Source organism: Gammaproteobacteria bacterium, assembly GCA_040183005.1.
Taxonomy (GTDB): Bacteria; Pseudomonadota; Gammaproteobacteria.
Genome location: JAMPIW010000007.1, coordinates 1,458,894 through 1,471,811, shown reverse-complemented (window position 1 = coordinate 1,471,811; position 12,918 = coordinate 1,458,894). Strand labels below are relative to the sequence as shown.

Here is a 12,918-nt window from a genome sequence, read left to right as displayed (position 1 = left end):
ACCCATGAATAAACCGCTCCGGTTTTCCGCTCTATTTTTGATGTTCCTGACGGCATTGTTTTTGTCTGGGGAGCTCTACGCCGTTGACGCAGGCAAAAAAATCAACATCGTCACCACAGTCGCCCCCATTACCAATATTGTCCGGAATGTCGGCGCGGGCTATGTCAACGTCACCGGCATCGTTCCCGACGGCACTGACTCCCACACCTTCGAGCCTGTGCCCGCAGATGCAAAAATACTGACCACTGCCGATATTATCGTCGTGAACGGGCTTGACCTTGAATTGCCCACGGTGAAACTGGCGGAAAAGGTCAAAAAAGCGCAAACACCGATTGTGCGTCTTGGCGATCGCGCGTTACGCAAGGAAGACTGGCAGTATGATTTCAGCTTCCCCCGTGAAGCGGGCCATCCCAATCCGCACCTGTGGCCGAACATCGCGCTGGCGATGCGCTATGCCGAGGCTGTCCGGGATAGTCTGGCCGCCATCGACCCGGCACGCAAGGAGGGCTATATCGCCAATGCCGCCACCTATGTGGCCAAGCTGAAAAAGCTGGATGCCGCCATTTTTGCCTGTGTCAAAACCATCCCCGAAACAAACCGAAAACTGGTCACCTATCATGATTCCTTTGCCTATTTCGCACCGCGTTATGGCATGAAAGTAATCGCTGCCATCCAGCCTTCGGACTTTTCCGAACCCAGCCCGCGCGAAGTCATCAGAATCATAAAGCAGCTCAGGCAGGAAAAGGTGCCCGCAATATTTGGTTCCGAGGTCTTCCCCAGTAAGACTCTGAAACAGATCGCACGCGAGACAGGCGTCAAGTTTATCGACCAATTGTCGGATGACGAATTGCCGGGCGCACCCACCAGCCCGAGACATTCCTTCATTGGCATGATGGCCAATAATGTCGAGATTATGACCGAGGCGCTGGGTGGCAGCCGTGGCTGTGCCGCCAATGTCGACGCGGCGAATATCGAATCGAAGATGTAAAAGGTATAAATGGAAGCTGCTGTCAGATTACGCGACGTATCGGTGGGTTATGAACGCAAAGTCGTTTTTAGCCGCCTCTCCCTGGAAATCCCCGCAGGCCAGTTTGCCGGTATTGTAGGGCCGACCGGATCGGGCAAGACCACGCTGCTAAAAACTATCCTTGGAACCCAGCCGGTGTTCTCGGGCAATGTGCGGCTGCTGGGGCTGCCCGTGGACAAGCTCCCGCCGGGGAGTATCGGCTACGTCCCCCAGCTTGAAAGTGTGGACTGGAGCTTCCCCGTCACCGTGGAGCAGGTGATCCTCATGGGGTTGTACACCAACAAGGGGATCTGGCCCTGGTCCACCCGGCAAGAGCGCAACAAGGTTCACGATCTGGCGAACCGGCTCGGCATCCACGACTGCCTGCATCACCACATCGTCAACATCTCCGGCGGGCAACGCCAGCGCGCCTTTCTGGCACGCGCCCTGATCAATAATCCCAAGCTGCTGGTGCTCGATGAGCCTACCGCCGGGGTCGATATAAAAACCCAGCACGATGTGCTGCACCTGCTGGGCGACCTGAATAAAGAAGGGATCACCATCCTTCTCACCACCCACGATCTGAATGCCGTCGCATCGCACCTGCCCTGGGTGATCTGTTTCAACAAAGGGCTGGTTGCCCAAGGCAAGCCACGCGACATTTTCACCAACGGCATACTTACCGAAACCTATGGCGGTGATATCGTGATTGTGGAGCACGGAGATCATTTCCTGATTGCCAGCGGCACGCCGTTGCATCTCGCAGAGAAAGAACAAACATGATGGATTTTTTGCTGGAGCCGCTCGCCTACGAGTTTTTCAGGAACAGTTTGTTTGCCTCCCTGATGGTGGGAGCGCTGTGCGGTCTGATCGGCGTGTACATCGTGCTGCGCGGCATGAGCTACATCGGTCACGGGCTATCCCACGCTGCCTTTGGCGGCGCCGTGGTGGGTTTTACCCTTGGACTGAATTTCTATGTCGGTGCGGGCGCAATGGGCTTGCTGGCTGCCGTTCTGATCAATCAGGTAGCGAAGGGTGGCAAGATCAAATCCGACGCTGCAATCGGCATTGTCACCACCGCCTTCTTCGCGCTGGGTATAGCCATCATCAGCCGTGTGCGCACCTTTACCCAGAGCTTCGAAGCGGCCTTGTTCGGCAATATCCTGGGTGTTACCAGCGAGGACCTAACCGTCATCGCGCTGGTCACCGCCTTCACCATGGTAACGGTATTTTTGATGTACAAGCCGCTGCTGTTCTCCACGTTCGACAACGAAGCGGCGCGCGTCTTTGGCATTAACACCGGAATAGTGCAGTTGATGTTTTCCTTCATCCTCACCCTGGCGATCATCGCCTCGATGAACATCGTCGGTGTCACCATGATCGCCGCCACCCTGGTCATTCCCGCCATCACCGCCCGCATGCTCACCGACAGTTTCAGCCGGATGATCATCTATTCCACCCTCATCGGCGCCCTCATGGGCGTGGTGGGCATGTATCTGAGCTACATCTTCAACGCCGCATCCGGTGCAACCATCGTGCTGTTCGGCGCCAGCCTGTTCTGCCTGGTGCTGCTGTTCAATTACATCAAGGAACGCTTCATCCTCCACGAACACATCCACCGCCACGGCGATGTCATCCACTCCCATCCTCACGGCCCGCGGCATGAGCAACAGGATCAGGAAGAATCCGGACAGCCGCGTCCGTAGCGTCAATCTCGTCAAGATTGCCGATATGGGGTCAATGCCGTTTAGATAGTCGATGTAGGGCGGGTTAGGCGCGGTTTTCTGCGCCGTAACCCACCAACCGTGCCGCTAGCAGCCTGTCGGACTTAGGTCGAATCTGCTGAAAAAGTGGGAGAGCGGTCCATTTTTCCGCTATTTTTCGTTAAATAGTGCCAGCTATTCTCCTCAAAATAGCGAAAAACTGTCCTCGCTCTCCCGCTTTTTCGCCACGATCCCCTAAGTCCGACAGGCTGCTAGGCACTCACAAAAAACAGTTTGTGTGCTTCGCACGCTTGGCGGGTTACGCAAAAAACGCCAACCCGCCCTACATTTATTGCCGCGACGGCGCCACCAGTAAAGCGCCGACAGTGCCAGAAGCATGGGCACGGAAGTGCTGCCGCCACCAGAGGCGGGCGCGGAAGTCGGCACGGAATCGGGTACGATCCTGGTGGCGGCGGGCGTTACGCTGTTTGAAGCACCCGAAGCCGCACTCTGGCCTACCGCGTTACTGGCTGTCACGGTGAAGGTGTAGGCCGTGCCGTTGGTCAGACCCGTCACCGTGATCGGCGCTGCTGTGGCGATGGCGGTGATGCCGCCGGGGGATGAGGTAACGGTGTAGCCGGTAATCGCCGATCCGCCGTTACTGGCCGGGGCGGTGAAGCCCACGGTGGCCTGGGCATTGCCTGCGGTGGCTGTGCCGATCACTGGCGCGCCGGGAATAGTCGATGCGCCGGGGGCGTCAACGAGGGCCAGCGAGGGTGAGAGGCGGGTGATGAAGACATCCATGTTTCCGGCATGGGTTGCCTGCGCCCCGCCAAGGGTGGCGGGGAAGGTGGCCGAGGTGGTACCGCCCACCACAACCACTTCACCGCTGGTGGGGTGAATGGCTAGGGCATTGGCGTCATCCCTCCCCGCACCGCCCAGATAGGTGGATTGCAACAGCGTCGTGAGACTGGCGTTGAAGAGGCTGACAAAGGCATCACCTCCCAATCCACGGCCCAATTCATAGGCTGGCTGCGCCCCACCGGTAGTGGCGGGGAAGTTGGTCGACTCGGTATTGCCCGCGACATACGCCTTGCCGCTGACGGGGTGGATGGCCAGGGCACTGGCGATATCCTCCCCCGCACCACCCAGATAAGTAGACTGCAACAGCGGGTCAATCACCAGCGCCTGCTCAGGGTTGTAGTCACCCACCGTAAAGCCATGGCTGTGGGTGTCGGTGTTGAGCGCGTAAGCCACTTTAATCTCGCTGCGCTTGCCGTTAGTGTCTTCCTGATAGGCAATCGGCGCGGTGTAGGTGACTGGCCCGTTGCCGGTCTGCACGATCAGTTCGCCGCGCTTGCCCAACGCGAGTTTGTTTGCACCCGCCACACGCAGGCGGATTTGTTTGGGGTCCTGGTGCGGTTTGACGGTGAAGATTTATTCGACGTTGCTGCCGGTGGCGCGTAACTCAACCTCCACACCCTTGAACACTTCGCCCAGGCGCACCCGCTCGAAACTATCGAGGGGGCCAGTATTAAGCGCCCCGGTGTGGCGACTATGACGGCTGGCCGCGCCAATCATATAACTGGCCTTTGCCTTCACCTCTATCAGCGGAACCATTCGCCTTGGGCTTGCCGGGCAGGCTGTAAACCAGCTTGCCCTCGGTGGTGACAAACAACGTTCCGGCAAAAGTGTGTGCGGCGAACGCGGCCTGTTTATCCCACTGCCCGCCGTTGGGCACAAACGGCACTTGCATGGTTGAAAGTTTGTTGGCGACTTCGCTTAACGTAGGTGGTGGAGAAGTAGATGCCGTGGCGGCGGCGAGCGGAAACAAGCAGGGTCATGAATAAAACAGCGTATCGGGAAAAGCGTGGCATGGAGCACTCCTTGTCAAATTAAACCTGTGCCTGCGTTCGGTGCGTTTTGGGGCGGTATTCTAAAAGGAAAAGGCAAATCCAGCCCACTGTTTCTCTTCCTCCACACATGTGCTTCATGGCGGTGCAGTTTGTCAAGCCTATTTTTCTGAATATCAGATGCGGAATATAAGGTCAGGAAGAAACATTCAAAATCTGTATCCGATCTGTAACGCCTCCTGAGATACGCTGTGTCCATCGAGTATTCCTCGATCATGACATGGAGCATTTTCAGCGTAAGGATGTGCAGAGCCTGCGGGATTTCAATGCCGCATCCTTCCCTCCAGGGATAAGGTTTGTGGCCATGGATGGCGTCTTTTGCGGTGGCTGAATGTGTCGGAATGGCGTGCCCGTTTGCTTGTCCATGTACGGATCTGACATCTCTATGTCTGTTCTGATGAAAAACCATCACCTCACACGTATAAGGAGTACACCAATGAATGACGAGATAAAGAAAGCTGTTCAGAAGTCCCAAACGGCATTGCAGGAAGCACATCCCAAGGAGCGTGCGGCATTCAAGCCGCTGCTGCTCTCCAACCCGAATTACTTCGGCAATCTTGCCGAAAGCACGTTCACGCCGATCCTGCCGATCTGTTGCAACACCCATTATGAGGCGCTGGGCTGCGTGGGCTATCAGCCACAGCAGGAATATCTGGAAGCTGTGGTTTATGTCTACCAGCCGTCAGGTTACGGTAGTGATGTCTGCGGCCCGGGTAGTACGGAATACGTGCGCTTTTATCTGTCCTTCGATAATGGCGCGACGTGGGACGATCAGGGCATGACCAGCTTCCAGGCCCATAACATCCCAGAAGGGACGGACGGCGGTAAACGGTTGGAATATGCGGTTTCGCTGAAGGTCGATCCCAAGCGCAAGCTGTGTTTCTTCAACCACCTGATTCTGGTGCGGGCGATCCTGTCCTGGAACAATCCACCACCAGCGAACCAGCCCAACTGGAAGCCGGTGTGGGGCAACGTGCGTCAGGAGACGATCCAGGTCGAGCCGCGCCGCTGGTTCCTTGGCTCCAAGGATTTTGTGGCGGCTAAGGTTAAATTACCGCCCAATATCGAGGAGATACTCGATCTTGAAACGCCCATCCCCACCAAGATGAAGAGCCTTGGCGCGGTGGAGCTGTCGGCGCTGTACAAGGGCAAAGGCGTGCCGGTACACCGTTTCGCCTTCAAGGAACTTTCGGCATTCGCCAGCGGGCAGACCACGCTGAGCGCCGAGGCGTTCACGAAATTTCTGCCGGGCATCCAGATCAATCCTGAGATAAACGATCTTTTGTTTCCCAAAACGGATGGTGATACCAGCTTCGAAGAGCTCAAGTGCATTGGGCTGGACCCCAACTTCCCAGATACTCTGGTGGGTGTGATCCAGGTCAAGAAACCATCGGGCTTTTCCGGTGGACCCTGCACAGATGGCAGCCGCGAGTATGTGACCTTCTGGGGTGATTTCGATGGTAATGGCAGCTTCGAAACCTGTCTTGGCACGACAAGCGTACGCGTTTATGACCTTGCCAACATCCCGCCTGAAGGCGTGTACTACGCCGTGCGCCTGCCGGTCGACCTCAATCCGTACCGCCAGCCTTGCAAGAAAGGGCCAAGAGTCGTGCGCATCCGTGCCATCCTGTCATGGAATGTTGCCGTGCCATGCGCCAATCCCAACCAGGTGCCGACGTGGGGAAATCGTGAGGAGACGCTGATTGATATAGCGCCGTCTGCTCTGGCTCCGGCCGGCAAGATCGCTATCCTTGGCGGTATCCCGGTCGGACATATCCATAACGTTACGGGTTTGACCACGGCCACCGCGGTATTCGCCACCAACAATCAGCAACCCGACTCGCTCGGCAGGCCGTGTCCTTTTGCTGGTCGCGTGACGGTGCAGGGATTGCCTATCGTGGGCTACAGCTATATCGTCGAGGTAAGCCAGGACGGCTCGCTATGGACACCGGTATTGACCGACCTGATAGTGACAGACCAGATCGGAAACACCAGCACGCATAAGGCCAATGCAGTCACCAAGCGCTTCGATTACCTTCCGTTCACCCAGAATGCGGGCATCGTGCTCGCGCAGTGGGACACAACAGGCGATACCAAGTGGTACGTCAGGCTGTCCACCTATGATGGCGGCGGTATTCTGCAAGGCACGGACACTCATGTGATCCAGCTTGACAATACCTGGCCGGAGGCGTCGATCGACATCACCATCGGCGCTGGAAACTGCGGAAAATTCCAGCCCGGCACGGTGCTTTCCGGCAACTTCATCGCACGCGACGACTATCTGGGCGGCTACATCCTGGGTGTCGAACCCGTGGTCAATGATCCCGGCGAGGCGGTACCTAGCCCAAGTTCGGGGGTTGTGCAAACCGCGCCTGCCCCCGGTGGCGATGCCTGGACGCTCGATACCACGGGCATGAAGCCCTGCGGCTATGTTATTCGCGTCGTCGCCGTGGATCGCGTTATCGTCGATAGCCAGTGGGTAGGGCACGTCAATTCGGACAGCGCCGGCTTCTGTCTGGAGGAGCCGATAGAAGGCTAAGGCTGAGATGTATCCCGTCCCGGCGCATGTAATGCGCGCCGGGACGGATTTTCATGAACGCTGAATTTCAACACAAGGAGAGTACAGCTGGCCCTCTCGCCCCCCACGAAGCGGAAGGTTAGAGAGGGAAGTCGGATGGCCACCTCCCTGCGGATGGAGCAATCCAGCGCGCCCTGGGCTGCGGCACGCAAAGCTACTTGCCTTTTCAGGGAAAGGCGCGAGTTCAGCCAGTACGGCGTATGCCTGCTGCGCTGACGGCTGCCGCCGATGCCTCGGCAGCGGGATCCTTGGTGTTGTGTTCCACCCAGCGCTCGCCTGCGGGGGTTGATTCACGCTTCCAGAATGGCGCGCGTTCTTTCAGGTAGTTGATCACGAAACGGCAGGCGTCGAAGGCGTTGGCGCGGTGGGCTGACCACACGGCGACCAGCACGATAGCGTCGGAAGGTTTGATCTCGCCGTAGCGGTGCGCCACTAGAATGTCAATCACCTCCCATTTTTCAGCGGCTTCCTGACACACCTTTTCGATATGTCGCTCAGTCATGCCCGGATAGTGATCCAGGTACATTGATGACACGCTGTGGCCGTCATTGTAGTCGCGCATGGTGCCGACGAAGGTCACGATGCCCCCGCATTTGCTGGCATCAAGTGTGGCCTGATGAGCAGCAGTGAGCTGGCAAGGATCAAAGGATTCCTCTTGGACCAGGACTGTAATGCCGGTTTTTGCGTTCATGATCAGCCTCCCGTGACAGGCGGAAAGAAGGCGACTTCGTCACCGTTTTTCACAGTTGCCGCACCGTCCGTATATTCCATGTTGACGGCGATCAGTGTGCTGCCGGGTAAATCCTGGCCGGAGGATACCTTTTTCCACAGGTCTGCAACGGTAACAGCGTCGCCATCAACTGAAACGGTTTCCTCGGCGCGGCCCATACGGTCACGCATACTGGCAAAATAGCGTATTTTGATGTTCATGTTCAGCCCTCGAATGCGTTAGCCTTGCTCGGCCCTGGTCCAGGTTCCCGATTTGCCGCCGGATTTTTCCAGCAAGCCGATGTCCTGCATCACCATGCCACGGTCTACCGCTTTGCACATGTCGTAGATGGTTAGCAAGGCGATCTGCACTGCGGCAAGCGCCTCCATTTCCACGCCGGTCTGCCCACCACAACGGACGGCCGCACGGCAATACACCGCATTTTTATCCGGCTCAGGGATCAGGTCGAGCTCGACCGCAGTCAAATTAATGGGATGGCATAATGGAATTAGATCAGGGGTTTTTTTTGCGCCCATGATGCCGGCAACACGCGCGATACCTAATACATCCCCTTTCTTGTGGGTGCCCTGCATAATCATCTCCAGGGTCTTTGGACTCATATAGATGCGGCCTTCAGTGACGGCCTCGCGCTGGGTTACGGCCTTGTCGCCAACGTCCACCATATGGGCCTCGCCCTTGGCGTTGAAATGGGTAAATTCATTTGCCATTGTGTCGTTCACCTGCTTGATATTTAATCGGAATATTCATTGCGGCGCGCGCCTTGCCGTGTGAATGAAGCAAGGCGCTGCGTATGGTATGGTCTGTTTTAGCCGCCGATCTGGGTCATGCTGCCGCGGTGCGGGGAAAGGCTGACTTTGGCGTCGGAGCGCTTTTTGGACTCGTAGCCGTCAATGGCCTTGTCGGCGAAGGCCTGGCGGAACAGCGCGATCATGTCGTCATCTGTGCCGCCTTCGCGCATGACTTCCCTGAGATTATATTCGTCATCGGAGTACAGGCAGTTGCGTATACTGCCGTCGGCGGTGACGCGGATGCGCGAGCAATTGCCGCACAGGCTGCGGGTGAAGGCGGGAATGACGGCGATTTTGCCCGCCCAGCCGGGAACCTTGAAGATGTGATGCTCGGTGCGTGTGCCCGGCGCGGGACCGACATCGGGATAAAGCGAATGAATGCGGGCAACAATGCTTTCTGCGCTGGCGAAATGGTCGCCGCTGCCCCAGATCTGCTCTGCATCGAATGGCATGAATTCAATAAAGCGCACCGTTACGGCGTGGTCCTTGGTGTAGGCGGTAAACTTTTCCAGTTCGTCTTCGTTGAAGCCACGCATCAGAACGACATTGACCTTGACGCGGGGGAATCCCATATCCAGTGCCAGCTGGATATTGTCGAGCACGGTATTGACGCCGGTACGGCGCGTGATACGCATGAAGCGGTCGGCGTCCATGCTGTCCAGGCTGAGGTTGATCCCGGTGAGTCCGGCATTCAGCAGGTCTTTGGCGTAGCGGTGCAGCAGCAGGCCGTTGGTGGTGAGATGCACACCTTTGATGCCCGGGGTTGATGCCGCGCCTGCGACGAGATCGACGATATCCTTGCGGATTGTCGGTTCACCGCCTGTAAATCGCACCTTTTTTATGCCGATCTTGGCAAGCACTGAAATAATGCGCATGGTTTCTTCGGCGTTCAGGACAGAGTCCTTGTGCTTGAACTCGACGCCTTCTTCCGGCATGCAGTACGTACAGCGCAGGTTGCATCGATCCGTGACGGCAATACGCACATAATCGAATGTGCGCCCAAAGGCGTCTTGCAGGGGTGGAAGCGAGGTCGTCTGGACGCTGGCAGGCGCCTGTGGAGCCACGCTCAAGCTGTCATTGGCAAGGATGGAGCTATTCTGGAGCACGGTTTTGTCTCCTCAGGGTTAGGTGAGTGGGTTTCGCTAGCACGCGAATAACCTAGTAATATAGTCAGATTTTAGCAACATACACGAAAGTCCTGCAATATGCCAACATGGCCACCCAAGTGTTTAGGTGATTAAATGATTGTTTAGGCAAGTTCAATGTCATTTCTTTCTTGCAAAGTCGCATCGCGTTCGTATCTAAACTTATGTATCGGCTATTCTTGTGTTATGTTTTAGTTATTTTTGTTTATTCAATAAGGATCTTGGTGAGTTTTTCTCCCCTTAAGCTCCCTTGCTTTACCCCGGCTAGGTTTTTGTACCATAAATTCATTTCATTTTATAGGCCACTGATGGTTTAATTTTTATTTTTTTGTCGCTGGCGAGCAGGATGGCACAGGTGGTTCTGGGCATTTCACCGAAAAAAACGATTATAATATAACATATTAGCTATTTTAAAGAGGGCTGTGGTATGGAAGATGCTGTTCGTTCGAGCGGATGGGTTAATAAGGGGCCTCTGGATGTTGCGCGGTCTCACCCGTCTGTGGCCGTTCATAACAATAAAATTTACACGTTTGGCGGCGGTGGCGTGAATTTCGCCAGCATGAACCTGACCCGGATGTATGATCCTGCCGCTGGGGCCTGGGAAAGGCGTGCGGACATGCCTACCTTGCGGTCGGGTACGGTGGCAGTCACGGTTGGTGATCGCATCTTTGTGATGGGCGGGGGGTTCAAACAGCCGAATGGAACGTTCAAGTTTTTGACCGATGTCGAAATTTATTACCCTGAGCGGGATGTGTGGGAACGCGGCCCTGACCTGCTGATGCCGCATGATTACCCGGCGGTGGCTTATCTCGATGGTTGTATCTATGTGATGGGCGGGCACCATCCAGGCGCCACGGAGGGTGGGCCGCAAACTGACCCAGGCTTTGATTTCTGTGAGCGTCTGGATATTGCTAAAGGGGCCTGGGAGGAGATCGCCCCCTTGCCAACGCCCAGGTTCGCGCTCACCGCCGTCGTCTCCGGAGGGAAGATATTGACGATGGGCGGGGTGGCCTTCAGCAGCAAGGGGTTCCATAACTTCGACTTCGTGGAATCTTATGACCCGGCGCAGGGCGCGTGGGTAAGAGACGCGACGCTTGTCTTGCCATGGACCGCCGCCGGTCTGGGTGCCTGCATCCTGGATGGGCAAGTCTTCATCTTTGGCGGGTACAGCGGCGATGGTATCCATGACCGTGCAGCCTATTATGATGCAGGAGCGGGTGCGTGGCATCAAGTCGGCCCCATGCCGGGCACGCTGGCGGCCATGGGGGTCGCGGTGGTAGACAAGTCGGCCTATTTGATAGGTGGATGGGCCGATAACGCGCGCGTACCGGTGGATGCTTTCTATGTCTACACGCGCAGTTAAGCGTGCTCTGTTGTGAATGATGAGCAGTTAACGCGCTACAGCCGTCATATTCTGCTGCCCCAGATCGACTTTGCGGGGCAGGAAAAATTGCTGCGCGCGCGGGTGCTGGTGATCGGCGTGGGCGGCTTGGGTTCGCCGGTGGTTATGTATCTGGCGAGCAGCGGCGTCGGCCATGTGGTGATTAGTGACGATGATCAGGTTGATCTCACCAATCTCCAGCGCCAGATTGTCCACCGCACTGCTGACGTGGGGCGCGACAAGGTCAGCTCCGCCAAGGATGCCATGCTGGCGCTCAACCCGGGCATTGAGGTCGGTGCTATCAATGCGCGCTTGGCGGGAGAGGCGTTGCGCGAGCAGGTGCGGCTTGCCGATGTGGTGGTAGACGCCAGCGACAATTTCGCCACGCGCTTTGCGCTCAATGCAGCCTGCGTGATGGAAAAGACGCCTCTCGTATCCGGTTCCGTGATCCGCATGGAAGGACAGGTAACAGTGTTTCGCGCGGATCAGCCTGACAGTCCCTGCTACCGTTGTTTATACAAAGAGGATGGGGAGGCCGCCGAGACGTGCGGCCAGAACGGCGTGTTTGCCCCCGCCGTTGGAATCATTGCCAGCATCCAGGCTGCGGAAACCCTCAAGCTGTTGCTCGGCATTGGCGATACCCTGGCTGGGCGATTGATGCTGCTTGATGCGCTGGCCATGCGCTGGCGGACGATCCGGCTATCCCAGGATCCAGATTGTCCGGTTTGTTCCGTGCGACAAGCATAAATCTTTGCATCCCTGATGTTTTGGGATTAGAATTGGCGGTTTAATCGGTCACAAGCAGGTGGCCGAGCACAGTTCTTTCCAGCTTTATGTTGATTGTTATCCATTTTTCATTTGTTGAGGTTATAGATGCCATTAGTTCGCGTAAGAGAGAATGAGCCGTTTGAAGTCGCTTTGCGTCGTTTCAAGAGAACATGTGAAAAGGCCGGCACATTGGCTGACGTCCGCGCTCGTGAGTTCTATGAAAAGCCAACCTCGGTGCGCAAGCGCAAGGCGGCGGCGGCGGTGAAGCGGCAGCTCAAGAAGTCCTCACGCGATATTACAAAACGGGTTCGCATGTACTAAGGCTTTTTTCCTGGCAGGCTACAGGGGCGGTTTCATGGCTGCTCCTGCGTGGGGGGTATTATGGCGAGCAGTGAGCAGAGCCTGAAGCAGCGCATCGAAGAAGATATGAAGTCTGCGATGCGCGCCAAGGAGAAAGAGCGGTTGGGTGTGATTCGCCTGATCCTGGCGGCGCTCAAGCAGCGCGAAGTCGACGAGCGCATCACTCTTGATGATGCGCAAGTCCTTGTCATACTTGACAAGATGATCAAGCAGCGCCGTGACTCTTTCAGTCAGTACGAGGCGGCGGGGCGCGCCGAGCTTGCCGCGCAGGAGGCTTTTGAAATAGGTCTGATCCAGGAATATCTCCCCGTTCAGCTCGGCGAGGAGGAGATCGACACCTTGATCGGCGAGGCGATAACCGCAAGCGGAGCCGCTTCTGCCAAAGACATGGGCAAGATCATGGCTGCGCTCAAGCCGCAGGTCCAGGGCCGTGCCGACATGGGCGTGGTGGGCGCCAAGATCAAAACCAGGTTGGCCGCGTTGTTTCCATCTGTTTGACAAATCAGAACAACCTCATTCGAGGTTGTTCTGATTATTGTTTTCAAT

Annotated in this window: 15 protein-coding genes; 8 read left to right on the top strand and 7 right to left on the bottom strand. The window is 56.6% G+C overall.

Annotated elements, in window-relative coordinates:
• Window positions 1–4 precede the first annotated feature (4 nt).
• The 3 genes from M3A44_12875 to M3A44_12865 are packed head-to-tail and all read left to right on the top strand — an operon-like array spanning window position 5 to window position 2,712.
• A complete protein-coding gene (locus tag M3A44_12875) occupies window positions 5–988 on the top strand; it encodes a metal ABC transporter substrate-binding protein (GenBank protein ID MEQ6342503.1) in 984 nt (327 codons plus the stop codon).
• 9 nt (window positions 989–997) lie between these two features.
• Window positions 998–1,789: a metal ABC transporter ATP-binding protein gene (locus M3A44_12870; protein MEQ6342502.1), complete on the top strand. Its 792-nt coding sequence runs from the start codon at window positions 998–1,000 to the stop codon at window positions 1,787–1,789.
• The gene (locus M3A44_12865; protein ID MEQ6342501.1) at window positions 1,789–2,712 is read left to right on the top strand and encodes a metal ABC transporter permease; all 924 of its coding nucleotides are present in this window, start codon (window positions 1,789–1,791) and stop codon (window positions 2,710–2,712) included. Before M3A44_12870 ends, M3A44_12865 begins: the two co-directional genes overlap by 1 nt.
• A gap of 252 nt (window positions 2,713–2,964) precedes the next feature.
• Here the strand turns inward: M3A44_12865 and M3A44_12860 are convergent, their stop codons facing one another.
• From M3A44_12860 to M3A44_12850, 3 genes are read right to left on the bottom strand one after another with little or no spacing between them, the layout of a single operon-like run.
• On the bottom strand, window positions 2,965–4,098 hold the full coding sequence (locus M3A44_12860) for a fibronectin type III domain-containing protein (protein ID MEQ6342500.1): 1,134 nt from the start codon (window positions 4,096–4,098) through the stop codon (window positions 2,965–2,967).
• Between the two features lie 48 nt (window positions 4,099–4,146).
• On the bottom strand, window positions 4,147–4,290 hold the full coding sequence (locus M3A44_12855) for a hypothetical protein (protein MEQ6342499.1): 144 nt from the start codon (window positions 4,288–4,290) through the stop codon (window positions 4,147–4,149).
• Complete coding sequence (locus tag M3A44_12850; GenBank protein MEQ6342498.1) at window positions 4,265–4,543, bottom strand: hypothetical protein; 279 nt, start codon at window positions 4,541–4,543, stop codon at window positions 4,265–4,267. The genes M3A44_12855 and M3A44_12850 overlap by 26 nt, the downstream gene beginning before the upstream one ends.
• Before the next feature lie 515 nt (window positions 4,544–5,058).
• Between M3A44_12850 and M3A44_12845 the strand changes: the two genes are divergently transcribed.
• Entirely contained in the window at window positions 5,059–7,161 is a 2,103-nt protein-coding gene (locus M3A44_12845; GenBank protein MEQ6342497.1) for a hypothetical protein, read from the top strand.
• Window positions 7,162–7,384: 223 nt separating this feature from the next.
• Here the strand turns inward: M3A44_12845 and M3A44_12840 are convergent, their stop codons facing one another.
• The 4 genes from M3A44_12840 to moaA all read right to left on the bottom strand — a co-directional run bounded on the left by M3A44_12840 (window position 7,385) and on the right by moaA (window position 9,824).
• Window positions 7,385–7,891: a molybdenum cofactor biosynthesis protein MoaE gene (locus M3A44_12840; protein ID MEQ6342496.1), complete on the bottom strand. Its 507-nt coding sequence runs from the start codon at window positions 7,889–7,891 to the stop codon at window positions 7,385–7,387.
• Between the two features lie 2 nt (window positions 7,892–7,893).
• Window positions 7,894–8,130 carry a molybdopterin converting factor subunit 1 gene (moaD, locus tag M3A44_12835; GenBank protein MEQ6342495.1) on the bottom strand — a complete coding sequence of 79 codons (237 nt, stop codon included), beginning with the start codon at window positions 8,128–8,130 and terminating at the stop codon, window positions 7,894–7,896.
• 18 nt (window positions 8,131–8,148) lie between these two features.
• On the bottom strand, window positions 8,149–8,637 hold the full coding sequence (gene moaC, locus M3A44_12830) for a cyclic pyranopterin monophosphate synthase MoaC (protein MEQ6342494.1): 489 nt from the start codon (window positions 8,635–8,637) through the stop codon (window positions 8,149–8,151).
• 98 nt (window positions 8,638–8,735) lie between these two features.
• A complete protein-coding gene (moaA, locus tag M3A44_12825; GenBank protein ID MEQ6342493.1) occupies window positions 8,736–9,824 on the bottom strand; it encodes a GTP 3',8-cyclase MoaA in 1,089 nt (362 codons plus the stop codon).
• A 466-nt stretch (window positions 9,825–10,290) separates the two neighbouring features.
• Here moaA and M3A44_12820 point away from each other — a divergent pair, with 466 nt between their 5' ends.
• From M3A44_12820 to M3A44_12805, 4 genes are all read left to right on the top strand, one after another.
• Entirely contained in the window at window positions 10,291–11,226 is a 936-nt protein-coding gene (locus M3A44_12820; protein ID MEQ6342492.1) for a hypothetical protein, read from the top strand.
• A gap of 12 nt (window positions 11,227–11,238) precedes the next feature.
• Window positions 11,239–11,991, top strand: coding sequence for a molybdopterin-synthase adenylyltransferase MoeB (gene moeB / locus M3A44_12815; GenBank protein ID MEQ6342491.1), 753 nt, complete (start codon window positions 11,239–11,241; stop codon window positions 11,989–11,991).
• A gap of 126 nt (window positions 11,992–12,117) precedes the next feature.
• The gene (gene rpsU / locus M3A44_12810) at window positions 12,118–12,333 is read left to right on the top strand and encodes a 30S ribosomal protein S21 (GenBank protein ID MEQ6342490.1); all 216 of its coding nucleotides are present in this window, start codon (window positions 12,118–12,120) and stop codon (window positions 12,331–12,333) included.
• Between the two features lie 60 nt (window positions 12,334–12,393).
• The gene (locus M3A44_12805; GenBank protein ID MEQ6342489.1) at window positions 12,394–12,870 is read left to right on the top strand and encodes a GatB/YqeY domain-containing protein; all 477 of its coding nucleotides are present in this window, start codon (window positions 12,394–12,396) and stop codon (window positions 12,868–12,870) included.
• Window positions 12,871–12,918 lie beyond the last annotated feature (48 nt).